General features: G+C 71.2%; 18 protein-coding genes and 1 pseudogene. 10 read left to right on the top strand and 9 right to left on the bottom strand.

Annotated elements, in window-relative coordinates; translation table 11 throughout:
- Nucleotides 1-7 precede the first annotated feature (7 nt).
- The 6 genes and pseudogenes from J2850_RS17695 to J2850_RS17670 form a co-directional block, all read left to right on the top strand.
- Nucleotides 8-754 (top strand): XrtA/PEP-CTERM system exopolysaccharide export protein, encoded by a 747-nt coding sequence (locus J2850_RS17695; protein ID WP_246513176.1) that lies wholly within the window; start codon nt 8-10, stop codon nt 752-754.
- A 104-nt stretch (nt 755-858) separates the two neighbouring features.
- On the top strand, nt 859-2,181 hold the full coding sequence (locus J2850_RS17690; protein WP_246513175.1) for a glutamate-1-semialdehyde 2,1-aminomutase: 1,323 nt from the start codon (nt 859-861) through the stop codon (nt 2,179-2,181).
- A 20-nt stretch (nt 2,182-2,201) separates the two neighbouring features.
- Entirely contained in the window at nt 2,202-3,674 is a 1,473-nt protein-coding gene (locus J2850_RS17685; RefSeq protein WP_209984009.1) for a glycoside hydrolase family 140 protein, read from the top strand.
- Complete coding sequence (locus tag J2850_RS17680) at nt 3,671-4,975, top strand: polysaccharide pyruvyl transferase family protein (RefSeq protein WP_209984007.1); 1,305 nt, start codon at nt 3,671-3,673, stop codon at nt 4,973-4,975. Before J2850_RS17685 ends, J2850_RS17680 begins: the two co-directional genes overlap by 4 nt.
- Nucleotides 4,972-6,333, top strand: a complete 1,362-nt coding sequence (locus J2850_RS17675) for a DUF4910 domain-containing protein (protein WP_209984005.1) — start codon at nt 4,972-4,974, stop codon at nt 6,331-6,333. Before J2850_RS17680 ends, J2850_RS17675 begins: the two co-directional genes overlap by 4 nt.
- Before the next feature lie 150 nt (nt 6,334-6,483).
- Nucleotides 6,484-6,646: pseudogene (locus J2850_RS17670) on the top strand (IS5/IS1182 family transposase); the annotation flags it as partial.
- A 67-nt stretch (nt 6,647-6,713) separates the two neighbouring features.
- Here J2850_RS17670 and rfbC read toward each other — a convergent pair.
- The gene (rfbC, locus tag J2850_RS17665; RefSeq protein WP_209984003.1) at nt 6,714-7,265 is read right to left on the bottom strand and encodes a dTDP-4-dehydrorhamnose 3,5-epimerase; all 552 of its coding nucleotides are present in this window, start codon (nt 7,263-7,265) and stop codon (nt 6,714-6,716) included.
- 38 nt (nt 7,266-7,303) lie between these two features.
- Nucleotides 7,304-8,305: a glycosyltransferase family 2 protein gene (locus J2850_RS17660; protein WP_209984001.1), complete on the bottom strand. Its 1,002-nt coding sequence runs from the start codon at nt 8,303-8,305 to the stop codon at nt 7,304-7,306.
- A gap of 258 nt (nt 8,306-8,563) precedes the next feature.
- Here J2850_RS17660 and J2850_RS17655 point away from each other — a divergent pair, with 258 nt between their 5' ends.
- From J2850_RS17655 to J2850_RS17640, 4 genes are all read left to right on the top strand, one after another.
- Nucleotides 8,564-10,054, top strand: coding sequence for an oligosaccharide flippase family protein (locus tag J2850_RS17655; RefSeq protein WP_209983999.1), 1,491 nt, complete (start codon nt 8,564-8,566; stop codon nt 10,052-10,054).
- Nucleotides 10,055-10,251: 197 nt separating this feature from the next.
- The gene (locus tag J2850_RS17650; protein ID WP_209983997.1) at nt 10,252-11,574 is read left to right on the top strand and encodes a class I SAM-dependent methyltransferase; all 1,323 of its coding nucleotides are present in this window, start codon (nt 10,252-10,254) and stop codon (nt 11,572-11,574) included.
- Nucleotides 11,571-12,374, top strand: coding sequence for a glucose-1-phosphate cytidylyltransferase (locus J2850_RS17645; protein WP_209983995.1), 804 nt, complete (start codon nt 11,571-11,573; stop codon nt 12,372-12,374). Before J2850_RS17650 ends, J2850_RS17645 begins: the two co-directional genes overlap by 4 nt.
- Nucleotides 12,371-13,042, top strand: a complete 672-nt coding sequence (locus J2850_RS17640; protein ID WP_246513173.1) for a PIG-L deacetylase family protein — start codon at nt 12,371-12,373, stop codon at nt 13,040-13,042. The genes J2850_RS17645 and J2850_RS17640 overlap by 4 nt, the downstream gene beginning before the upstream one ends.
- A gap of 93 nt (nt 13,043-13,135) precedes the next feature.
- Here J2850_RS17640 and rfbG read toward each other — a convergent pair whose 3' ends face one another.
- From rfbG to J2850_RS17605, 7 genes are all read right to left on the bottom strand, one after another.
- Complete coding sequence (gene rfbG / locus J2850_RS17635) at nt 13,136-14,251, bottom strand: CDP-glucose 4,6-dehydratase (RefSeq protein WP_209983993.1); 1,116 nt, start codon at nt 14,249-14,251, stop codon at nt 13,136-13,138.
- A 244-nt stretch (nt 14,252-14,495) separates the two neighbouring features.
- The gene (locus tag J2850_RS17630; protein WP_209983991.1) at nt 14,496-17,240 is read right to left on the bottom strand and encodes a sensor histidine kinase; all 2,745 of its coding nucleotides are present in this window, start codon (nt 17,238-17,240) and stop codon (nt 14,496-14,498) included.
- Nucleotides 17,241-17,350: 110 nt separating this feature from the next.
- The gene (locus tag J2850_RS17625) at nt 17,351-17,986 is read right to left on the bottom strand and encodes a K(+)-transporting ATPase subunit C (RefSeq protein WP_209983989.1); all 636 of its coding nucleotides are present in this window, start codon (nt 17,984-17,986) and stop codon (nt 17,351-17,353) included.
- Nucleotides 17,987-17,996: 10 nt separating this feature from the next.
- Nucleotides 17,997-20,135, bottom strand: coding sequence for a potassium-transporting ATPase subunit KdpB (gene kdpB, locus J2850_RS17620; protein ID WP_209983987.1), 2,139 nt, complete (start codon nt 20,133-20,135; stop codon nt 17,997-17,999).
- Between the two features lie 14 nt (nt 20,136-20,149).
- Nucleotides 20,150-21,859 (bottom strand): potassium-transporting ATPase subunit KdpA, encoded by a 1,710-nt coding sequence (kdpA, locus tag J2850_RS17615; RefSeq protein ID WP_209983986.1) that lies wholly within the window; start codon nt 21,857-21,859, stop codon nt 20,150-20,152.
- A 13-nt stretch (nt 21,860-21,872) separates the two neighbouring features.
- Nucleotides 21,873-22,001: a K(+)-transporting ATPase subunit F gene (locus J2850_RS17610; RefSeq protein ID WP_209983984.1), complete on the bottom strand. Its 129-nt coding sequence runs from the start codon at nt 21,999-22,001 to the stop codon at nt 21,873-21,875.
- Between the two features lie 94 nt (nt 22,002-22,095).
- Complete coding sequence (locus tag J2850_RS17605) at nt 22,096-22,344, bottom strand: hypothetical protein (protein ID WP_209983981.1); 249 nt, start codon at nt 22,342-22,344, stop codon at nt 22,096-22,098.
- Nucleotides 22,345-22,503 lie beyond the last annotated feature (159 nt).

The following is a 22,503-nucleotide window of genomic DNA, read 5'->3' as shown; positions in this document are numbered from 1 at the left end:
AACCACCATGATCACTGGCACCATGATCACCGGCAAGCGCTTTGCCAGGCGCGCGGCGCCCCGGCGCCCGAGCTGCCCCGTTCCGAACTGTCCCGTTGCGAACGGCCCCACCCCGGCCGGACCCGGCCGGCGCCGGCTGGGGCCGGCACTGACGCTGGCGGGGCTGCTCGCCCTGGCGCCGCTGCTGGCGGCCTGCGGCTCGGCGGCCCTGGAGGAGGCGCCGCTCACGGTGGAGCAGGGCGGGCGGGCTCCCGACTACCGCATCGGCCCGCTCGACACCATCCATGTCGAGGTCTGGCAGGCGCCGGAATTCTCCACCACCGCGCCGGTGCGTCCCGACGGCCGGATCTCGATGCCGATGCTCCAGGAGGTCGTGGCGGCCGGCAAGACGCCGGAGGAGCTCGCCCGCGACATCAAGAAGAGCCTCACCGCCTACATGCCCGACGCCCTGGTGACGGTGACGCTGAGCAGCTTCGCCGACGCCTCCGAACAGCAGGTCCAGGTGGTGGGCGAGGCGGTCAAGCCGACGGCCATCCGCTATCGCCAGCGGATGCGGATGCTCGACGTCATGATCGCGGCCGGCGGGCTGACCAAGTTCGCCGATGGCAACCGCGCGGTGCTGGTGCGCCAGTTCGGCGGCGGAGAGCGGAGCTACCGCGTCCGCCTCGACGACCTGCTCAAGGACGGCATGGTCAAGGCCAACGTGCCCATCCTTCCGGGCGACATCGTGATCATCCCGGAAACCTATTTCTGACCGGGCCGGTCCGGACCATTCCAGGCGACCGATCCACGGTGATCATGTTGCGGCGACCATTCTGCGGCGATCAGGAGGCCAGGGTGAAGGCGGCACTGCAATTCATGAAATCCGACCAGCTGCGGCAGCGGGCGCACCGCATCATCCCCGGCGGCTGCCACACCTACGCCAAGGGTGACGACCAGTATCCGGTGCTGTCGCCGGGCTTCATCCTCTACGGCGAGGGCTGCCGGGTCTGGGACGTCGACGGCAACTCCTTCATCGAATACGGCATGGGCAACCGCGCGGTCGGGCTGGGCCACGCCTATCCCGAGGTGGTGCGCGCCGCCCGGCGCGAGCTGACCGGCGGCTGCAACTTCACCCGCCCGTCGCCGCTGGAGGTCGCCTGCGCCGAGCAGTTCCTGTCGCTGATCACCGGCGCCGAGATGGTCAAGTTCTGCAAGGACGGCTCCGACACCACCTCCGGCGCGATGCGCCTGGCCCGGGCCTACACCGGCCGCGACCTGATCGCCCGCTGCGCCGACCACCCGTTCTTCTCGACCGACGACTGGTTCATCGGCACCACGCCGATGGACGCCGGCATCCCCGACGCCGTCAAGCGGCTGACGCTCGGCTTCCCCTACGGCGACCTCGGCGCGGTGGAGGCGCTGTTCGCGCAGCATCCCGGCCGGATCGCCGCCCTCATCCTGGAGCCGGCGCGCACCGACGACCCGCCCGAGGGCTATCTGCAGGAGCTGAAGCGCCTGTGCCATGCCAACGGGACCCTGCTGGTCTTCGACGAGATGATCACCGGCTTCCGCTGGAACCGGGGCGGGGCGCAGGCGCTGTACCGCGTGGTGCCCGACCTGTCCTGCTTCGGCAAGGCGCTGGGCAACGGGTTCGCCGTCTCGGCGCTGGCCGGACGGCGCGAGCTGATGCAGCTCGGCGGCCTCGACCAGAGCGAGCGGCCGCGGGTCTTCCTGCTGTCCACCACCCATGGCGCCGAGACGCACGCGCTGGCGGCGGCGATCGCGACCATGAAGGTCTATGAGCGCGAGGACGTCACCGGCCATCTCTGGCGCATGGGCACGCGGCTGGCCGACCGCCTGCGCGAGGTGGTGCACCGCCGCGGCCTCGACGACGTCGTCCGGATCGTCGGCAAGCCGTGCTGCCTGTTCTACGAGACGCTCGACCAGGACGGCCGGCGCTCGCAGGCCTTCCGCACCCTGTTCCTGCAGGAGACGATCCGGCGCGGCATCCTGGCCCCCTCCCTGGTGGTCAGCTATTCCCACAAGACCGCCGACATCGACGCCACCGTCGAGGCGGTGGACGGCGCCCTGTCGGTCTATGCCCGGGCGCTGGTCGACGGCGTCGAGCAGCATCTCGTCGGGCGGGCGTCGGACACCGTCTACCGGCGCTACAACCGGGCGGACATGGTGCCGGCATGACCTCGGCAATGAGCGCGGCAATGAGCGCGGCCACGCCGACGGCCGTCAGCGCGCGGCCCTGGCCGGTGCGGCTGATGATCGCGGCGGCGGTGACGGTGCTGGCCAGCGCCGCCCTGGCCGCGGAGGAGCCGCGCTTCCCGCTCTCCGCCACGCCGCGCTATCTGGCGGATGCCGACGGCCGGCCGTTCCTGCTGCACGGCGACACCGCCTGGTCGCTGATCGCCGAGCTGAGCCGCGAGGATGCCGCGCTCTACCTGGGCGACCGCGCCGCCCGCGGCTTCAACACCGTCCTGGTGTCGCTGATCGAGCACAGATACGCCACCAACGCACCGGCCAACGCCTACCGCGAGCCGCCGTTCCTGGTGGCCGGTGACTACGCGACGCCGAACGAGCGCTATTTCGCCCATGCCGACTGGATCCTGCGCCGGGCGCGCGCGCTCGGCATCCTGGTGCTGCTGACCCCGTCCTACATGGGCATCGGCGGCGGCGACGAGGGCTGGTACCGGGCGATGGAGCGCAACGGCCCGGCCAAGCTGCGCGACTACGGCCGCTATCTCGGCCACCGCTTCCAGGGGCTGGACAACATCGTCTGGGTCCATGGCGGCGATTACGACCCTCCCGACAGGAGGCTCGCCGAGGCAATCGCCGACGGCATCCGCGAAGCGGACCCGCAAGCCCTGCACACCGTGCACGGCGGTCCGGGCACCGTGGTGTCGGACTTCTGGGCGGGGGCGCCGTGGCTCGCCATCGACACCGTCTACACCTACGCCCCGATGCGCGAGGCGGCGCTGCGCCAGCACCGCCGGCAGACCGGCCGGCCGTTCGTCCTGATCGAGACGGCCTACGAGGACGAGCATGGCGTCGCCGGGCGCGACGTCCGCGCCCAGGCCTACCAGGCGCTGCTGGGGGGCGCCGCCGGCCAGATCTTCGGCAACAACCCGATCTGGCATTTCGCCGGCCCCGGCATCCATCAGGCGCCGACCGGCTGGAAGCAGGCACTCGACAGCCCGGGGGGGCGCGACATGGCGCACCTGCACGCGCTGTTCGAGACGCTGCCCTGGTGGCGGCTGGAGCCGGCGCCGGACGACTGGGTCCAGATCAAGGAGCGCGGCGGTCTCGTCGGCTCGCTCGCCGACATCCTGCGGGCCGGCGGCACGGAGGCCCGGGGCCAGCGGCCGGGGGCGGCGATCACCACCGACCGCAAGCTGGCCGTCCTCTACATCCCGTCGGCACGGACGGTGGCGGCCGATCCGGGCCGGCTGGCCGGGCCGCTGGCGGCCGCCCGCTGGTACGACCCGACGAGCGGCCGCACGGTCGCCGCAGAGCCGGCGCGCCGGACTTCCGGCCGGGCCGAGTTCACCGTCCCCGGCGCCAACGACCGCGGCGAGGAGGACTGGGTGCTGATCCTTCAGTCGGCCACCGGCGATCCCGGGGCATCAGGCACAGGGGAGGACCTCCGCAGGGGCTTCGGACAGGCGCAGGGGGGCGGATGATGGCGGCACGCCGTGACGAGGCGGTGCGGCACGGGGCGGCGCCGGCCCGGCGGGTGGTCCTGTTCGGCCTGTTCGGCAGCGGCAATTCCGGCAACGACGCCTCGCTCGAGGCCATGCTGGGTTTCCTGCGCCGCCGGCCCGGCATCGAGCTCACCTGCATCTGCAGCGCGCCGGAGCAGGTCGCCACGCGCTACGGCATCCGCGGCGTCGCCATCGGCGCACGGCCGGCCGGCGGCCGGCTGGTCGAGGTGGCCGACCGCCTGCTGGGCGGGCTGCCGCGCCGCGCCGCCGGGTTCGGCCGCGCCGTCCTAATGGCGTCGCGCGCCGACGCGCTGATCTTTCCCGGCACCGGCATCCTCGACGATTTCGGAACCGGGCCGTTCGGCCTGCCGCTCGCCGTGTTCGGATGGTGCCTGGGCGCGCGGCTGGGCGGCGCCCGCATCGCCTTCGTCAGCATCGGCGCCGGGCCGATCCACCACCCGCTCAGCCGCTGGCTGATGGGGCGGGCCGCCGCCATGGCGCAGTACCGCTCCTACCGCGACACGGTCTCGCGCGACTTCATGGCCGGCATCGGCGTCGCGGCGGGCGTCGCCGCGGACGGCACGGTGGACGTCAAGGCGGACGCGGAGCACGACGCCGTCTTCCCCGACCTCGCCTTCGCGCTGCCGACCCCCCCCGTCGCCGCCGCGCCGGGGCCGGGGCTGACGGTCGGGCTCGGGGTGATGGGCTATTACGGCTGGAGCCACGACCTGCAGGCCGGCGCCGGCATCCACCGCACCTACCTGGACAAGCTGCGGCGCTTCACGCTGTGGCTGCTCGACCAGGGCTGCCGGGTGCGGCTGCTGACCGGCGACGCCGGCGACCGCGACACCGTCGCCGCGCTGGCGGCGGCGCTGCGGGCCGAGCGGCCGGACCTGGCGGCCGACCGGCTGAGCGCCGAGCCGACCGCCGACCTGCAGGCGCTGATGGGCCAGATCGCCGGCACCGACCTCGTGGTGGCGACCCGGTTCCACAACATCGTCGCCGCCCTGAAGCTCGGACGGCCGGTGCTGTCGATCGGCTATGCCAGCAAGAACGACGACCTGCTCGCCGCGATGGGGCTGGCCGACTTCTGCCAGCACATCGAGACGCTCGATGTCGACCGGCTGATCCGGCAATTCACGGCGCTGCGTCAGGGCCGCGCCGCCCATGGCCGCCGCATCCGCGCGCGCGTCGCCGTCTACCGGCGCCGCCTGGACGAGCAGGACGCCCTGCTCGCCGCCCGCCTGCCTCTGGCCGGCCGGAAGGAGCAGGGAGCATGATGGCCCCGGCAATCGAACATAGAGACCACCGTGCAGGCCACCGGCGCCTGCCGGACCGCCTCGACGACCCGGCGGTGGGCTCGATCCTGCACGGGATCGCCGCCGAGCTCTTCCCGATCTGCCGCAGCATCACCGGGCCGGGCGTCCGCGAGACGCTGGAGCGGCTGCGGCGGCGGATCGACCTCGAGATCCACGAGGTGCCGAGCGGGACCGCGGTCTTCGACTGGACCGTTCCGCGCGAATGGACGCTGCGCGACGCCTATGTGAAGAACGCGCGGGGCGAGCGCGTCATCGATGTGCGGCGCAACAGCCTGCATGTCGTCAGCTACAGCACGCCGGTGCAGGCCCGCCTGCCGCTCGCCGAACTGCGCCGGCGCATCGTCACCCTGCCGGAGCAGCCCGGCCTCATCCCCTACCGCACCAGCTACTATGCCGAGTCCTGGGGCTTCTGCATGGCGCATGACCGCCTCCTGGAGCTGCCCGACGGCGACTACGAGGTCTGCATCGACGCCACGCTGGCGGACGGCAGCCTGACCTACGGCGAGTATCTGCACCGCGGCCGGAGCGAGGACGAGATCCTGCTGACCACCCATGTCTGCCACCCGTCGCTTGCCAACGACAACTGCTCCGGCATCGCGCTGCTGTCGCTGCTGGCCGAGCGGCTGCAGGGCGTGGAGACGCGCTACAGCTACCGCTTCCTCTTCGCGCCGGGCACCATCGGCGCCATCACCTGGCTGGCCCGCAACGAGCACCGGCTGGAGCGCATCCGGCACGGGCTGGTGCTGTCGGGGGTCGGCGACGGCGGCGCCCCGACCTACAAGAGGAGCCGCCGGGGCGACGCCGCCATCGACCGCGCCATGGCGCATGTGCTGCGCCACGGCTCCCCCTCGGCCGCGGTGATCGACTTCTTTCCCTACGGCTACGACGAGCGACAGTTCTGCTCGCCGGGCTTCGACCTCCCGGTGGGCTCGTTCCAGCGCAGCCGGTTCGGCACCTATCCCGAGTACCACACCTCGGCCGACGATCTGGCCTTCATCCGGCCCGAGCATCTGGCCCACTCCTACCGCCTGGTGACGGCGGCGCTCGACGTCCTGGAGAGCGACGCGACGCCGGTGAGCCTCCAGCCGAAATGCGAGCCGCAGCTCGGGCGGCGCGGGCTCTACACCGCCGTCGGCGGCGACCGCGACGCGCCGGCGCGGTGCATGGCGATGCTCTGGGTGCTCAACCAGGCCGACGGGCGCCACAGCCTGCTCGACATCGCCGAACGCGCCGGGATGCCCTTCGCCGCGATCGCCGACACGGCGGCGATGCTCCGCGACCATGGCCTCGTCGCCTTCGCCGGCGACGGGGCGGCGTGACGCTCCACACCGTGCCAGTCCATCACCGAACGGCCTGAAAGGCTCCTGTCCTTACGCATGGGGAGGGAAGGGGATTGGTGCGAAATCGTTCGGAGGTTGGCAGGCGGCGAACTGGCGGATAGGAAGGCGGACCCGCTGGAACCGAGAGCCGGACGCCGCTCGCTGGTCGAGGTCGCGATGCTCAGATCCAAGCTTCTGATCGGGCGCAGCCTGCGCGCCCGGACTCTGCCCGCGCAGAAGGTCGAAGCGGCCATTGACTGCACGGCCATGAACGTCATGATTGGGCAGGCCGGTCACCCGCAAGGTCGCCTGATCACCGCTGCCTCGTGGTGGACACCGCCATCACGCCCATTTGCGCACCAAAGTCCTCCAGCACCTCCTCAGGCAGGCAAACCATCGGCGATGGCGGCGAGGTCCGGCCAGGAGCGGTCCCGCTCGCTCACCGCCACCGGCGCCAGGGGCCAGTCGATGGCGAGCGCCGGGTCGTCGTGGCGGATCCCGCGGGCGCCGCCGGGCGCATGGAACGCGGAAATCAGGTAGCCGACCTCGCTGTCGTCCGCCAGGGTTTGGAAGCCGTGGGCGAAGCCCTTGGGGATGTAGAGCTGGTGCCGGTTGCCGGCGGTGAGCTCGAACCCCTGCCAGCGCCCGAAGCCGGCGGAGCCGGGACGCAGGTCGACGATCACGTCCCAGATCGCGCCGCTCAGGCAACGCACCAGCTTGGCCTCGCCGTGGGGCGGGCGCTGGAAATGCAGGCCGCGCAGCGTGCCGCGCCGGATGTTGTAGGAGGTGCTGTGCTGGACGAACGCCGTCTCCAGCCCATGCGCGGCGAATTCGCGGACGCAGAAGCTGCGGGCGAAGAAGCCCCGCTCGTCATGGACGGGATCGGGACGGATGAGATGGGCTCCGGGGAGCGGCGTCTGGTCGAACTGCATGCTGGGCTCCAGGGCTGTGGCGGCGGGGGGACGGCCGATCACGCGCTGCCGTCGAAACGGCGGCGCAGCGGTGCGGCCAGGTCGGCGGAGAGCCGGCCCAGCCTCTCCAGGGTGTCGGGGCGGCGCAGGAGGGCGGTGAGGGGCGGCAGGACCGCAGTCGACGGCGCCAGCCGCACCGAGAAGCGGAGGAGGTCGCGCGCCAGGGCGGCGTCGCCGCGCGCCAAGTGGGAGGCGGCACACCAGTAGGCCCGCTCGGCCAACGCCCGCCGGGCCAGCCGGCGCAACCGCCCGGCTTGCGGCAGCGCGGCGCCGTCGTCGGCGAAGAACGTCTCGAAGGCGGCCAGGAACTCGACGTTCCAGTCATGGACGGTCCGCGACGACGCCGACTGGCTCAACGGGTGGACCCTGGCGATGCCCTGGATGACGTCGGTCTCCGCCGCGTCGCCCCGCAGGGCGAAGCGCATCCAGACCTCCAGGTCGTCGGTTTGCGGCAGCGTGCGCCGGTAATGGCCGACCTGCTTCTGGATGCTGGTCCGCACCACCGCGGTCGGTCCCGGGACGTGGTTGCGGCCGGTCCGGCAAAACCGCTCCAGCAGGGCGGACCCGGACAGGATGCGCCAGCCGGCCGCCGTCGCCGGAGCGGGGCGGGAGGGGCGGGGATCGGTCGCGCTGTCGATCACCACCCCGCCGTAGCTCAGGTGCACCCCGGGATGCCGCTCCATGACCGCCGCGGCGCGCGCCAGGGCGCCCGGGGCCAGCAGGTCGTCGGCGCACAGGATCAGGAAATAGTCGGCGCGCGCCCAGTCGATGCCGTCGTTGAAGGAGGCGTGCGGCCCGAGGTTGCGCGGGCGCGCCAGGACCTCGACCCGGCGGTCCTCGGCCGCCAGCCGGCGGGCGACCTCGACGCTGTCGTCGGTCGAGGCGTTGTCGATGATCAGGACGCGCAGGTCGGCGATGTCCTGGGTCAGCACGCTGGTGACGCAGCCGCGCAGGTAGCGGCCGTACTGGTAGGAAGGCACCACGACATCCACGCTCGCCACGCCGCGCCTCCAGCATAGGGCTCTGGGCATCCGGACGGCCCCGGACACCCCCGTGGCATGATAGGTCTGCGACTGCCGCCCCGCGATTCAGGCAAGGGACTTAGCCGGCCTTTCCGGAAGCGAGGGTTTCAGTCCTTTTCAGTAGGGTGCGCACCGCCTTCTAACGCCTTTGACGAGGGATCGCGGCGGGGCGGCGGCCTCTATCATCCGCTGCGGCGGGGCGGCGGACGCCCCGCCCATCCGGGAGGGGAACGGGACATGGCCGGGGTCAGACGCGCGCTTCTGTTCAATGCCTGCGAACGCTATGTCGGCTTGGCGATCAACTTCGGGACAGTGTCGGTGACGTCCCGGCTGCTCACCCCGGGCGAGGTCGGCCTGTCGGTGATCGGCCTGGGCATCATGACGCTGGCGCTGGCGCTGCGCGAGTTCGTCAGCCCCGACTTCCTGATCCAGCGGACGGCGGTGTCGCGGCCCGACGTGCGGACGGCCTTCACCGTCCTGCTGCTGCTGTACGGGCCGGTTGCGGTCGGGCTGGCCGTGCTGGCGCCCCGGCTGGCCGGCTTTTACGGCGAGCCGGGGTTGGCCGGCTACATCCGGGTGGTGGTCGCCGCCGGCCTGCTCGAAACCCTGTCCTCGCCCATCCTCGCCCTGCTCCGGCGGGACATGGCGTTTGGCGTGATCGCGGCGCTCAACACGGCGGTTGCGGCCGCCGGTGCCGCCGCCACGGTCGGGCTGGCGGCCCTCGGCTTCGGCTTCATGAGCTTCGCCTGGGCCTGGCTCGCCGCCGCTGCCACCACGTCCGCGCTGGCGCTGTGGTACCGACCCCACTGGTGGATGTTCGTCCCGTCACTGGCCTCGTGGCGCAGCGCGGTGGGCTTCGGCGGCTGCAACGGCGCCGTCGCGGCGCTGGGCCGCTTCTATGAGGCGCTGCCGCAGCTCGTGCTCGGCCGCATCCTGTCGGCTGATGTCGTTGCCTTCTACAACCGGGCCGGCATGGTCGTCACGCTGCCGGACCGCCTCGTGCTCTCCGGCGTGTTTTCGGTGGCCTTTCCCGCCTTCGCCGCCGCCGTCCGCCAGGGCGGCGACGTGAAGCGCGCCTACCTGCTGGCGCTCAGCCACATCACGGTGTTCCACTGGCCGGCACTGCTCCTGCTCGGCGTGCTGGCGCATCCGGCCGTCCTGATCCTGATGGGGCCGCAATGGGCCGGGATCGTGCCGCTGGTGCGCATCATGTCCGCCGCCTGCCTGTTCTGGTTCCCGGTGATCCTGACCCAGCCCGTCCTCGTCGCGCTGGGCGCCCAGCGCGACAATCTCGTGGCGAAGCTCGTCGCGATCCCGGTGTGCGCCGCCGTGCTCTGCGCCGCCAGTCTCCAGGGCCTCGAAGCGATGGCGCTGAGCCAGGCCATCACGATCCCGTTCCAGATGGCCGTCGCGCTGGTCGCCGTGCGGCGCCATGTCGGTTTCGCCTGGAGCGAGGTCGCCGGAGCCGTGTGGCGCAGCGCCGTGGTGACCGCCCTGTCCTTGTCCGGGCCGCTGGCCGTCGTCGTCCTGCACGGCTTCGACCTGCGGCTGCCGATCCCCGGTGCCCTGCTGGCGGTGGTGCTGGCCGCCCTCGGCTGGATCGCCGGGCTGCGGCTGACGCGCCATCCCGTCTTCGCCGAGCTTCTGCTGCTGGCCGCTCGCGGCGGTCGGTCCGGGATGGGGCGGCGGCTCGCCCGCTTCCCGGCCCGGCGGGTGCCCGCGCGCTGACCGCGGCCTCTCCGGCGTGTGCCGGACGGATACCTCTCAGGGCTGAGGTCCCCCTTCCGCCGGTTGCTCCACCCAAGTGCTGAATATCTCCTCACCGGCGGCAAAGTTACTCTTCGCGGCATCAAGGCGAACACGGTCGGCTTGACAGTAAAGCCCGGGTCCCCGGTCATGCCGCGGGGCCGTTGGAGGTGCCGAGGATGAGCATGCAACCGACGAACGATCCACGGCCCGCACGGCCGCAGGGCGGCTGCCAGTGCCGCCTGTGCGGCGCCGAGCTCACCCACGGCTTCGTGGATCTCGGCATGTCGCCGCCCTGCGAGAGCTTCCTGCCGCCCGACAGGGTCGACGCGATGGAGGCGTATTTCCCGCTGCGCGTCATGGTCTGCGACCAGTGCTTCCTGGTGCAGCTCCGGGAATATGTCAGCCCGCGGGCGATCTTCGCCGAATACGCCTACTTCTCGTCCTATGCGGTCAGCTGGGTGGCCCATGCCAAGGCCTATTGCGAGATGATCGCGCGGCGGCTGGACCTCGGGTCCGGCAGCCTGGTCGTCGAGCTGGCGAGCAACGACGGCTATCTGCTGCAGCACTTCAAGCCGCTCGGCGTGCCGGTGCTCGGCGTCGAGCCGGCGGCGAACGTCGCCGCGGTCGCCATCGACCAGGGCGTGCCGACCCGCGTCGACTTCTTCGGCGTGCGGCTGGCCGAGACCCTGGCGGCGGAGGGAACGGCGGCCGATCTCATCGTCGGCAACAACGTGCTGGCCCAGGTGCCCGACCTCAACGACTTCGTCGCCGGCATCACCCGCCTGCTCAAGCCCGAAGGGGTGGTGACGCTGGAATTTCCCCACCTCGAGCGGCTGATGGCGGGCAACCAGTTCGACACGATCTACCATGAGCACTTCTCGTACTTCTCGCTGACGACGGTCGAGATCATGGCGGCCCGCCATGCGCTGAAGGTCATCGACGTCGAGGAGCTGCCCACCCATGGCGGGTCGCTGCGCGTCTATCTGGCCCATGCCGCGTCGGCCCGGCCCGTGGCGCCCGCCGTGGCGGCGCTGCTGGCGCGCGAGGAGGTCCTCGGCCTGCGCCGCATCGACACCTACCGCGGCTTCAGCGAGCGGGTGCGCGCCACCAAGCGCAACATCCTCAGCCTGCTGATCCGGCTCAAGAGCGAGGACAAGTCGATCTGCGGCTACGGCGCGCCCGGGAAGGGCAACACGCTGCTCAACTACTGCGGCATCGGCACCGACTTCCTCGACTTCACCGTCGACCGCAACCCGTACAAGCACGGCCGCTTCACCCCGGGCATGCGCATCCCGATCCTGCCGGTCGGGGCGATCGAGCGCGCCCGCCCGGACTATGTCTTCATCCTGCCCTGGAACCTGAAGACGGAGATCCTTCGCCAGATGCGCCACATCGCGGCCTGGGGCGGCAAATTCATCGTGCCGATCCCCGACCCCGCCATCCTCGATCCCGCCGTTCTGGATCCGGCCATCCTCGATCATAAGGAGATCTCTCCATGAAGGTCGTCCTGTTCTGTGGCGGTCTCGGCACCCGGATCCGCGACTATTCGGAAAGCATCCCGAAGCCGATGATCCCGATCGGGCATCAGCCGATCTTGTGCCATGTGATGCAGTATTATGCCGACCACGGGCACGACGACTTCGTGCTGTGCCTGGGCTACAAGGCCAACATCATCAAGGACTTCTTCTTGAATTTCCGGCACCAGTCCTTCGCGGACTGCGTGCTGCAGGGCCGCGGCGGCGACGTCGAGGTGCTCGACAAGCAGGCGGCTGACTGGCGCATCACGCTGATCGACACCGGGATCTGGCGCAACATCGGCTCGCGGCTGTGGGCGGTGCGCGACCATGTGCGCGGCGAGGAGATGTTCCTGGCCAACTACAGCGACGGCCTGACCGACGTCGACCTCGACGACATGGTGGCGCGCTTCACGGCGAGCGGCAAGATCGGCTGCTTCCTGGCGGTGCGGCCGCCGCTCACCTACCACCTCGTCGACATGCTGCCGGACGGCGAAGTGCGCGAGTTCCGCAGCTCGGAGCGCTCCGAGATGTGGATCAACGGCGGCTACTTCCTGTTCCGTAAGGAGATCTTCGACTACATGCGGGACGGCGAGGAGCTGGTCCTCGAACCGTTCCAGCGCCTGATCGACGACAACCAGCTGATGGCCTACCGGCACGAGGGCTTCTGGCGCTGCATGGACACGCTGCGCGACCGCCAGGTGCTCGAGGACATGGTCGAGAAGGGCCAGATGCCATGGCAGGCGGGCCATCGGCATGCCGCCGCCAAGCTCGAGGTGGCATGATGCTGCCGCTGGCCCCGGCCCGGGCGGGGGAGCCGCTGTCGGTCCTCTGCCTCGGCGCCCATGCCGACGACATCGAGATCGGCGCCGGCGGCACCATCCTCGGCTGGATCGCCGCCGGCGTGAGGCTCGACGTCCGCTGGTGCGTGCTCAGCACCGCCGGCAGCCGCCGGGAGGAGGCCCGCGCCTCGGCCGGGGGCTTCCTGCAGGATGCCGCGCGCGCCGACATCGAGCTGGCCGGCTTCACCGACACCCAGTTCCCGGAGGAAAGCCGGGAGATCAAGGCTTGGCTCTGCGAGCTGCGGGCCAGGGTGCGGCCGGACCTCGTCCTGACCCACCGGAGCGACGACGCTCACCAGGATCACCGCGAGCTCAACCGCCTGACCTGGACCGTGTTCCGCGACCACCTGATCCTGGAATACGAGATCCCCAAGTGGGACGGCGACCTGGGGCGGCCGAACCTCTACGTGCCGCTGCCGCCCAATGTCCTGGAGCGCAAGATCGACCTCCTGCTCTCGCATTTCGCCAGCCAGCGTTCCAAGGACTGGTTCGACGCCGAGACCTTCCGCGGCCTCGCCCGCCTGCGCGGCATGGAATGCCGGGCAGCCGGGCATTACGCCGAGGCCTTCCATGTCCGCAAGGCCGTGCTCGGCCTGCGCAGCGGCGCGTAGCGGGCGCATCCCCCGGCGGTATCCTCTGGCGGCATCCCTTGGCCGCGCGCGCCCGCGCCCGGCCTTGCGGCGCGGGCGCGGGCCGGGGGAGCGTCAGGCGTGGACCAGCAGGGTCTCGCGGCGCTCGGGCTGCGGCTTGGGTTGATAGCCGGCGATCTGCGCCAGGGTGACATCGCGGACGCTGCATCCGTCCAGATACGCCCTGTGCCAGGAGGCGATCGCCGCCAAGGTGTCGTCGATCGTCCACCATGGCAGCCACTCCAGCCGCGCCCGCGCCTTGGCGGAATCGAGCTTGAGCAGGCGCGCTTCGTGCGGCTGGGAGCCTTCGTCCATCTCCCACGCCGCCCCCTCTCCCCACAGCCGGCACAGCCGGTCGGCGATGTCGGACACCGTTCTCTCGCAGTCCGCGTCGGGGCCGAAGTTCCAGCCCTCCGCGAAGGCGCTGCCATGGGTGAACAGGCGTTCCGCCAGCAGCAGGTAGCCGCGCAGCGGCTCCAGGACATGCTGCCAGGGGCGGATGGCGTTGGGGAAGCGGATGCGCACGGGCCTGTGGTCTTCGAAGGCTTTCAGGATGTCGGGAACCAGGCGGTCCCGGCTCCAGTCGCCGCCGCCGATGACGTTGCCGGCGCGGGCGCTGGCCAGTCGGCAAGCGCCGCCGGGCCGGCCGGGAGCGGCGAAATAGGAGCGGCGCCAGGACGAGACCAGCAGTTCGGCGCAGCCCTTGCTGCTGCTGTAGGGGTCATAGCCGCCCATCGGCTCGTCTTCCCGATACCCCCACAGCCACTCGCGGTTCTCGTAGCATTTGTCGGACGTCACCACGACGACGGCCCGCACGCTGTCGCAGGCGCGCACCGCCTCCAGAAGATTGGCGGTGCCCATGACGTTGGTGGAATAGGTGCCGATCGGGTCGGCATAGGACGCGCGGACAAGGGATTGGGCGGCCAGATGCAGCACGATGTCCGGCCGGAAGCCGCGCATCGCCCGGCCCAGGGCGTCTGCGTCGCGGACATCGGCATGGATGGCGTCGATGTCGCGGCCGATGTCGAGCAACGCCGACAGGCTGGGCACGTCCGGGGCCAGTGCGTAGCCGCGGACCCTGGCGCCCATGCTCGCGAGCCACAATGACAGCCAGCTTCCCTTGAAGCCCGTGTGACCGGTCAGGAAAACGCGCTTGTCTTTCCAAAATTCCGTTGAGACGGCGCCGTTCATTTTCACACCTTCCATGGCACGTCACCGGTGCCGCTGAAGTCGTCGACGCGTTGTCGGGAGCAGGTTTCCACACTGTGCCAGAGGGTTCGCCTCTCTCCAATTTCCACAAGAGACTTAGCGGGTTCCGGCGACACTCGGGCAAAGGACGTAAGGACTGTTCGTCTCTTGTCCTGATTGCCTAAACGGCCACGGCATTTCGGAGCCCCTCGCCACAGGCCGGCGGCAGGCCCGGCCTGCCGCCGCCTCATCCGCACGCAGCCTCCTCCTCCAGCCTGGGCGCGTCGGCGGCCTGGGGGAGCACCAGCGTGAAGACGGCGCCGTGCCGGTCGCGGCGGTTGCCGGCGGTGATGGTCCCGCCCATCGCCTCGACGAAGCCCCGGCAGATGGCGAGCCCGAGCCCGGTGCCGGCGCGCTGCCGGTCCTGGGCATGGACGCGGTAGAACTTGTCGAAGATGCGCTCCACATCCTCGGGCGGGATGCCGTCGCCCTCGTCCAGCACCTCGATGCGCACGCGGCCGCCCTCCGGCCCGTCCTCCCGCCGCGCCCGCACCGTGACCAGCGAGCCGGGCGGGGCGTATTTGCCGGCATTGTCCAGCAGGTTGAACAGCGCCTGCTCGAACAGCACGGCGTCGACCTCGACCATCGGCAGGTCGGCGGCGAGGTCGACCTCCACACGGTGGTTGGCCAGGATGCGGCCGCCCCGCTCCAGGGCGCTGCCGACCACCTCCGACGGGTCGACCGCGCCGCTGCGTGGCCGGATGGCTCCGGATTCCAGCCGCGTCATGTCCAGCAGGTTGGCGATGAAGCGGTTGAGGCGCTCGGCCTCCTCCTGGATGGTGGTGACGAGGTCGCGCCGGGCCTCCTCGTCGAGCATCGGCCCGTAGCCGTTGAGGCTGGTCGCCGAGCCGAGGATCGAGGCCAGCGGCGTGCGCAGGTCGTGCGAAATGGAGGTCAGCAGGGCCGAGCGCAGCCGCTCGGTCTCGGCCGCCAGCTTGGCCCGGTCGACATCCTCGGCGAGCGTCACCCGCTCGATGGCCAGGGCGGCCTGGTCGATCAGCGCGTCGAGCAGCCGCCGCTGGTCCGGCGTCAGGAGGCCGCCGGTGCCGCCCCCGGTGTCGATGCCGACGACGCCGACGACGCCGCGGCCGGTGCGCATCGGCAGGAACAGCCATTGCGCGCCCGGCAGCGTGTCGGCGCCCCGGCCGGTCGGGCGGTTGTTCTCCCACGCCCAGACCGCCGCCGCCAGGTCGGCGTCGGCGATGACGTCCTCCGGCGGGTAGCCGGCCCGCACCACCACGCTGCCTTCGCCGGGGCCGCCCTCGGGCAGCAGCAGCACGACATGGACCTTCAGCATGGCGGCGATCTGGTAGGCGGTGGCCCACAGCAGGTCGTCCATGGTCACCACGCCGGCCAGCTTGCGGCTGAACTGGTAGAGGTCCTCGGTCGTCTTGGCGCGCAGCCTGGCGGTCACCGCCTGGGCGCGGACGCGGGCGGTCAGGTTGCTGGCGATCACCGCGACGACGGCGAAGACCAGCAAGGCCACGATGTTCTCCGGGTCGGAGATGGTGAAGGTGTAGAGCGGCGGCAGGAAGAAGTAGTTGAAGGCGAGCACGCTGATGATGCAGGCGTAGAGCGACGGCGCCAGCCCGCCGGTGACGGCGCTCGCCAGCACCGCGGTCAGGAAGACCAGCGTGATGTTGTTGAGGGCCAGCACCCGGTGAAGCACATGGCCGACGCCCAGCGCCGCCGCCACGTAGCCGGTGCTGGCGGCGTAGGGCAGCCAGGCGAAGGGCCGGCGCCCGGCGGTCGCGGTCGTGACCGTCTTGGCCGGAATGGGGTCGCCGGAATCGGCGGCGATCACATGCACGCTGATGTCGCCGGCCCGGCGGATCAGGCTGTGCGCCACCGAGCCGTGCAGCAGCTCCGACCAGCGCGGACGCCCGGACTTGGCGATGACGATGTGGGTGACGTTGTTGGCCAGGGCATAGTCGACGACGGCATCGGCGACGTCGCCGCCGGGGACGGTGACCGCCTCGCCGCCCAGCCGCTCGACCAGGCGCAGCGTGTCGGCGATGCGGTCGCGCGCGGCCTCGCTGAGGCGCAGCGACCGGCTCGTCTCGACATGGATCGCCCCCCAGCGGGCGCGCAGCCGCTCGGCCTGGCGGCGGGCGTAGCGGACCAGGGACGCGCCGCTGGCATCCTCGTTGATGCAGACCAGCAGGCGTTCGCCGGCCGCCCACGGCCCGGAGATCGCGTGCGCCTGCATGTGCGTCAGCAACTGCTCGTCGACGCGCTCCGCCGTGCGCCGCAGGGCCAGCTCCCGCAGCGCGGTCAGGTTGCCGGGGGAGAAGTAATGCCGGATCGCCCGCTCGGCGGTGCGCGGGACATAGACCTTGCCCTGCTGCAGGCGCTGGATCAGGTCGTCGGGGGTGATGTCGATGACCTCGATGTCGTCGGCCCGGTCGAGGATCGAGTCCGGCACCGTCTCGCGGACCCGCACGCGGGTGATCTTGGCGACGACGTCGTTCAGGCTCTCGACATGCTGGATGTTCAAGGTGGTGTAGACGTCGATGCCGGCGGCCAGCAGCTCCTCGACGTCGAGGTAGCGCTTGGGGTGGCGCCCGCCGGGGGCGTTGGTGTGGGCCAGCTCGTCGACCAGCACGATCGTCGGCCGCCGGGCGAGGATGGCGTCCAGGTCCATCTCGGTCAGGACATGGCCCTTGTGGTCGACCGAGCGGCGCGGCACGATCTCCAGCCCGGCGACCAGCGCCTCGGTTTCGCGCCGGCCATGGGTTTCCACCACCCCGACGACGATGTCGGCGCCGTCGCGGCGCCTGGCCTGGGCGGTCTGCAGCATCTCGAAGGTCTTGCCGACGCCGGGGGCGGCGCCGAGGAAGATCTTCAGCCGGCCGCGCTCCTCCCGCGCCGCCTGGCGCAGCAGCGCGTCGGGGGAGGGCCGGCCGCTGCGCTCGCCCTGTTCGCCGCTCATCTCGTCGTCTCCGTCCGCTTCCCGTCCCCGCCGGCCCGGCCGGCTTGGCCGGTGCAGACGATAGCCGATCCCGGCCGGAATGGGGCCGGGATCGGCGGTTGCCCGGCCCGCTATCGGGTCGTGGCGCCCTTGTCCGGCGTGCCCGGGCCGGACGCCTGGTCCAGGGCGAGGTTGAGCGCCAGCACATTGACGGTCGGCTCGCCGAGCACGCCCAGCGGGCGCGGCGCTGTGTTGGCGGCGACCAGCTCGCGCACCGCCGCCTCGCCGAGGCCGCGCGCCCGGGCGACGCGCGGCACCTGGAAGTCGGCGGCGGCCGGCGACAGGTCGGGGTCGAGGCCGCTGCCCGACGTTGTCACCAACTCCACCGGGACCGGCGTGCCGGGATTCTCCGCCTTCAGCTTCTCGGCGTCGGCCCGCACCCGCTCGACCAGCGCCTTGGATGTCGGGCCGAGGTTGGAGCCCATCGAGTTGGCGGCGTTGTAGGGAGCGGCGGCCGATTTGGCCGGGTCCGCCGGGTCGGGCCCGGTGGTCGCCGACGGGCGCGGGTGGAAATAGCGGTCGGCGGTGAAGTCCTGCCCGATCAGTTCGGAGCCGATGATCGCGCCGTTCCGCTCGACCAGGCTGCCGTTCGCCTGATAGGGGAAGAGCCCTTGCGCGATGCCGGTGACGGCCAGCGGGTAGGCGAGGCCGGTGATGACGGTCAGGGCGGCGGTCATCACCAGGGCGGGACGCAGTTCCTTCAGCATGGGACGTTCCTCAAATCAGGCCGAGGGCGGTGACGGCCAGGTCGATCGCCTTGATGCCGGCGAACGGCACCACCAGCCCGCCCAGCCCGTAGATCAGCAGGTTGCGGCGCAGCAGCGACGCCGCCCCGACCGCGCGGTAGCGCACGCCGCGCAGCGCCAGCGGGATCAGCGCCACGATGATCAGCGCGTTGAAGATGATCGCCGACAGGATGGCGCTCTCCGGGCTGTGCAGGCCCATCACGTTCAACGCCTGGAGCTGCGGGTAGAAGGCGAGGAACATCGCCGGGATGATGGCGAAATACTTCGCCACGTCGTTGGCGATGGAGAAGGTGGTCAGGGCGCCGCGGGTCATCAGCAGTTGCTTGCCGATCTCGACGATCTCGATCAGCTTGGTCGGGTCGCTGTCGAGGTCGACCATGTTGCCGGCCTCGCGCGCCGCCACCGTGCCGGTGTTCATCGCCACCCCGACGTCGGCCTGGGCCAGCGCCGGCGCGTCGTTGGTGCCGTCGCCGCACATGGCGACCAGCTTGCCCTTGGCCTGCTCGTCGCGGATCAACTGCAGCTTGGCCTCCGGCGTCGCCTGGGCCAGGAAATCGTCGACCCCGGCCTCGGCGGCGATGGCGGCGGCGGTCATCGGGTTGTCGCCGGTGATCATCACCGTGCGGATGCCCATCTGGCGGAGTGCCGCGAAGCGCTCGCGGATGCCGCCCTTGACGATGTCCTTCAGGTGGATGATGCCGAGCAGCCGGCCGTCCTTCGCCACCGCCAGCGGCGTGCCGCCGGCCTTGGCCACCCGCTCGGCGATCGCCAGCAGCTCGCGCTCCGCCGGGTCGGCGGCCGGCTGCAGGGCGGTGCCGAGGGCGACGACCCCGCGGCCGCCGGCCGCCGCCACCCGCGGCTGCGGGCCGCGGACATGGGCCAGCACCGCGTCCACCGCCCCCTTGCGGATCACCGTGCCGCCGGTGTCGATGCCGCTGATGCGGGTCTGGGCGGTGAAGGGGACGAAGGTGGCGTGCATCTCCTCCATGGCGCGGGCGCGGATGTCGTACTCCTGCTTGGCCAGCACGACGATGGAGCGGCCTTCCGGCGTCTCGTCGGCCAGCGAGGCGAGCTGGGCGGCGTCGGCCAGCTCCTCCTCGCCGACGCCGGCGACCGGCAGGAACTCCGCCGCCTGGCGGTTGCCCAGCGTGATGGTGCCGGTCTTGTCGAGCAGCAGGGTGTCGACGTCGCCCGCCGCCTCGACCGCCCGGCCGGACATCGCCAGCACGTTGAAGCGGACCAGGCGGTCCATGCCGGCGATGCCGATCGCCGACAGCAGCGCGCCGATGGTGGTCGGGATCAGCGTGACGAACAGCGCCACCAGCACCAGCACGCCGACCGAGCCGCCGGCATAGGCGGCGAAGCTGGGGATGGTCGCCACCGCGATGACGAAGACGATGGTCAGGCCGGCCAGCAGGATGTTCAGCGCGATCTCGTTGGGGGTCTTCTGGCGCTGGGCACCCTCGACCAGCGAGATCATGCGGTCGAGGAAGGTCGAGCCGGGGGCGGCGGTGATGCGCACCGTGATGTGGTCGGAGATCACCTGGGTGCCGCCGGTGACGGCGGAACGGTCGCCGCCGCTCTCGCGGATCACCGGCGCGGACTCGCCGGTGATGGCGGCCTCGTTGACCGAGGCGACGCCCTCCACCACCTCGCCGTCCGACGGGATGATGTCGCCGGCCTCCACCAGCACCAGGTCGCCGGGCTTCAGCGCCGTGGCGGGCACCGTGTGGACGGTGCCGTTCTCCAGCCGCTTGGCGCCGGTCTCGGTGCGGGTCTTGCGCAGGCTGGCGGCCTGGGCCTTGCCGCGCCCCTCCGCCACCGCCTCGGCGAAGTTGGCGAAGACCAGGGTGAACCACAGCCAGACGACGATCTGCACCGAGAAGCCGGTGACGGCGGTGCCCGCCCCCCCGATGCCGGTCACCGCGTCGCGCAGGACCAGCAGGGTGGTCAGCACCGCCACCACCTCGACGCAGAACATCACCGGGTTGCGGACCATCTGGCGCGGATCGAGCTTGCGGACCGCACCGCCGACGGCCGGCATCAGGATGGCGGGGTCCAGCAGGGTGCTGGCCGAGGAGCGGCCGGAGCGTTTGCTTTTGACGTCCATGGGAGCGTTCCCGATCAGAAGAGGGTGCCGGCGGTCATCGCCAGATGCTCGACCAGCGGGCCGAGGGCGAGGGCCGGGAAGAAGGTGAGGCCGCCGACGATCAGGATGACGCCGACCAGCAGCCCGACGAACAGCCCGTCATGGGTGGGGAAGGTGCCGGCCGAGGCGGTCGCCCGCGCCTTGCCGGCCAGCGAGCCGGCGATCGCCATCATCGGCACGATGACGAGGAAGCGGCCGACCAGCATGGCGATGGCGATCGTGACGTTGTACCAGGGGGTGTTGCCGGTCAGCCCGCCGAAGGCGCTGCCGTTGTTGGCGGCTCCCGAGACATAGGCGTAGAGCGCTTCCGAGAAGCCGTGCGGGCCGGCGTTGGCCATTGACGCGGTGCCGGTGTCCAGCACCACCGCGACCGCGGTGAAGCCCAGCATCATCAGTGGCAGGCAGAGGATGGCGAGCATGGTCATCTTGACCTCCTTCGCCTCCAGCTTCTTGCCGAGATATTCCGGCGTGCGCCCGACCATCAGCCCGGCGACGAACAGCGCCACGATGGCGAACAGCAGCATGCCGTAGAGCCCGGCGCCGACGCCGCCGACGATGATCTCGCCCAGCATCATGTTGATCATCGGCACCATGCCGCCCAGCGGCATGAAGCTGTCGTGCATGGCGTTCACCGCCCCGCAGGAGGCGGCGGTGGTGACGGTGGCGAACAGCGCCGTCGCGGCGATGCCGAAGCGGGTCTCCTTGCCCTCCATGTTGCCGGCGCTGCCGTCGATGCCGAACGCGGCGAAGGCCGGGTTGCCCTGCGCCTCGGCCCAGTAGGCGATGGTGACGCCGGCGACGAAGAGCAGCCCCATGGCGGCGAGGATGGCCCAGCCCTGGCGCTCGTCGCCGACCATGCGGCCGAACAGGTTGGTCAGCCCGGCGCCCAGTGCGAAGATCGACAGCATCTGGACGAGGTTGGTCAGGGCGTTGGGGTTCTCGAAGGGATGGGCGGAGTTGGCGTTGAAGAAGCCGCCGCCGTTGGTGCCCAGCATCTTGATCGCCTCCTGCGAGGCGACGGGACCGAGCGAGATGGTCTGCTTTGCCCCTTCCAGCGTGGTGGCGTCGACCGCCCCGGCCAGCGTCTGCGGCACGCCCTGCCACACCAGGAACAGCGCATAGACCAGGCAGAGCGGCAGCAGGACGTAGAGGGTGCAGCGGGTCAGGTCGACCCAGAAGTTGCCGACCGTGCGCGCCGACGCACGGGCGAAGCCGCGGACCAGCGCCACCGCCAGCGCGATCCCGGTGGCGGCGGAGACGTAGTTGTGGAAGGTCAGCCCGGCCATCTGCACCAGATGGCCCAGGGTGGTCTCGCCGCCGTAATTCTGCCAGTTGGTGTTGGTGGTGAAGCTGGCCGCCGTGTTGAAGGCGAGGTCGGCCGGCACCGCCGCCATGTCCAGCGGATTCAGCGGCAGCACGGCCTGGAGCCGCTGCAGGGCATAGAGCAGCAGCATGCCGGCGGCGCTGAACAGCAGCATCGACACGGCGTAGGTCACCCAATGCTGCTCGGTCGTCTCGTCGACGCCGGCCAGCCGGTAGAGTCCGCGCTCGACGGGTTCCAGGACGGGGGACAGGAGCGTGCGCTCGCCGGTGAAGACGCGCGTCATGAAGCCGCCCAGCGGCCGCGTCACCGCGGCCACCAGGACGAGGAAAAGCAGGATCTGCATCCAGCCGTTGACGGTCATGGGATCGGCCTCCTCAGAACCGTTCGGGGCGGATCAGGGCATAGACCAGATAGGCCAGCAGCCCGGCGGTCACGAGGCCGGCCAGCGCGTAATCGAGGATCATCGCCTTGGCCCCCTCAAAGCCGGTCGCAGGCATGGACATAGGCGACCGCTGCGGCGAAGAAGCCGACGGTGATCGCCAGGAACAGGATGTCGAGCATGGTTCGCGTCTCCGGGATGCACGCCCCCGGCCCCGCTCAGTCCGCCGGTTTGCCGGCGGTGGGATGGTCGGGGCCGGGAAAAACAGGATCGGAGCCCCGGACGGGGGATCCGATCCTGCAAGGGTGCGCCGGAGCCGCGTATAAATGCGATGCGGGGCGGGACGGCCGGAGAATATAGACGCCATATATGCCGCCGCCGGCCTTTCCCGGTTGCCAGGCATCCATCCGGACGGCCAGCAGATGCAGGGCCAGGGCGATCAGCAGGAAGACCGCGATGGTCGTCATCGCCTCGCCCAGCACCGCACCGGCCGAAGGGAAGGGCTCGGGACGGCGGTCCGCCGGCTCCCCGTCGCGCTCCGCCTCCGCCGGTACCGGCGGCAGGGCATCGCGCCCGAGCAACGCATGAGCCGATTTTCCTCGCATGGCAGCCTCGCACCCCTGGGG

The organism is Azospirillum picis (assembly GCF_017876115.1).
Lineage (GTDB): Bacteria > Pseudomonadota > Alphaproteobacteria > Azospirillales > Azospirillaceae > Azospirillum > Azospirillum picis.
This window is presented reverse-complemented; position numbering and strand designations above follow the sequence as displayed.

Coding starts and splice junctions, on each gene's coding strand:
- J2850_RS17695 (WP_246513176.1), top strand. CDS start 8: ATGATCACTGGCACCATGATCACCGGCAAGCGCTTTGCCAGGCGCGCG.
- J2850_RS17690 (WP_246513175.1), top strand. CDS start 859: ATGAAATCCGACCAGCTGCGGCAGCGGGCGCACCGCATCATCCCCGGC.
- J2850_RS17685 (WP_209984009.1), top strand. CDS start 2,202: ATGAGCGCGGCCACGCCGACGGCCGTCAGCGCGCGGCCCTGGCCGGTG.
- J2850_RS17680 (WP_209984007.1), top strand. CDS start 3,671: ATGATGGCGGCACGCCGTGACGAGGCGGTGCGGCACGGGGCGGCGCCG.
- J2850_RS17675 (WP_209984005.1), top strand. CDS start 4,972: ATGATGGCCCCGGCAATCGAACATAGAGACCACCGTGCAGGCCACCGG.
- rfbC (WP_209984003.1), bottom strand. CDS start 7,265: ATGCAGTTCGACCAGACGCCGCTCCCCGGAGCCCATCTCATCCGTCCC.
- J2850_RS17655 (WP_209983999.1), top strand. CDS start 8,564: ATGGCCGGGGTCAGACGCGCGCTTCTGTTCAATGCCTGCGAACGCTAT.
- J2850_RS17650 (WP_209983997.1), top strand. CDS start 10,252: ATGAGCATGCAACCGACGAACGATCCACGGCCCGCACGGCCGCAGGGC.
- J2850_RS17645 (WP_209983995.1), top strand. CDS start 11,571: ATGAAGGTCGTCCTGTTCTGTGGCGGTCTCGGCACCCGGATCCGCGAC.
- J2850_RS17640 (WP_246513173.1), top strand. CDS start 12,371: ATGATGCTGCCGCTGGCCCCGGCCCGGGCGGGGGAGCCGCTGTCGGTC.
- rfbG (WP_209983993.1), bottom strand. CDS start 14,251: ATGAACGGCGCCGTCTCAACGGAATTTTGGAAAGACAAGCGCGTTTTC.
- J2850_RS17630 (WP_209983991.1), bottom strand. CDS start 17,240: ATGAGCGGCGAACAGGGCGAGCGCAGCGGCCGGCCCTCCCCCGACGCG.
- J2850_RS17625 (WP_209983989.1), bottom strand. CDS start 17,986: ATGCTGAAGGAACTGCGTCCCGCCCTGGTGATGACCGCCGCCCTGACC.
- kdpB (WP_209983987.1), bottom strand. CDS start 20,135: ATGGACGTCAAAAGCAAACGCTCCGGCCGCTCCTCGGCCAGCACCCTG.
- kdpA (WP_209983986.1), bottom strand. CDS start 21,859: ATGACCGTCAACGGCTGGATGCAGATCCTGCTTTTCCTCGTCCTGGTG.
- J2850_RS17610 (WP_209983984.1), bottom strand. CDS start 22,001: ATGTCCATGCCTGCGACCGGCTTTGAGGGGGCCAAGGCGATGATCCTC.
- J2850_RS17605 (WP_209983981.1), bottom strand. CDS start 22,344: ATGACGACCATCGCGGTCTTCCTGCTGATCGCCCTGGCCCTGCATCTG.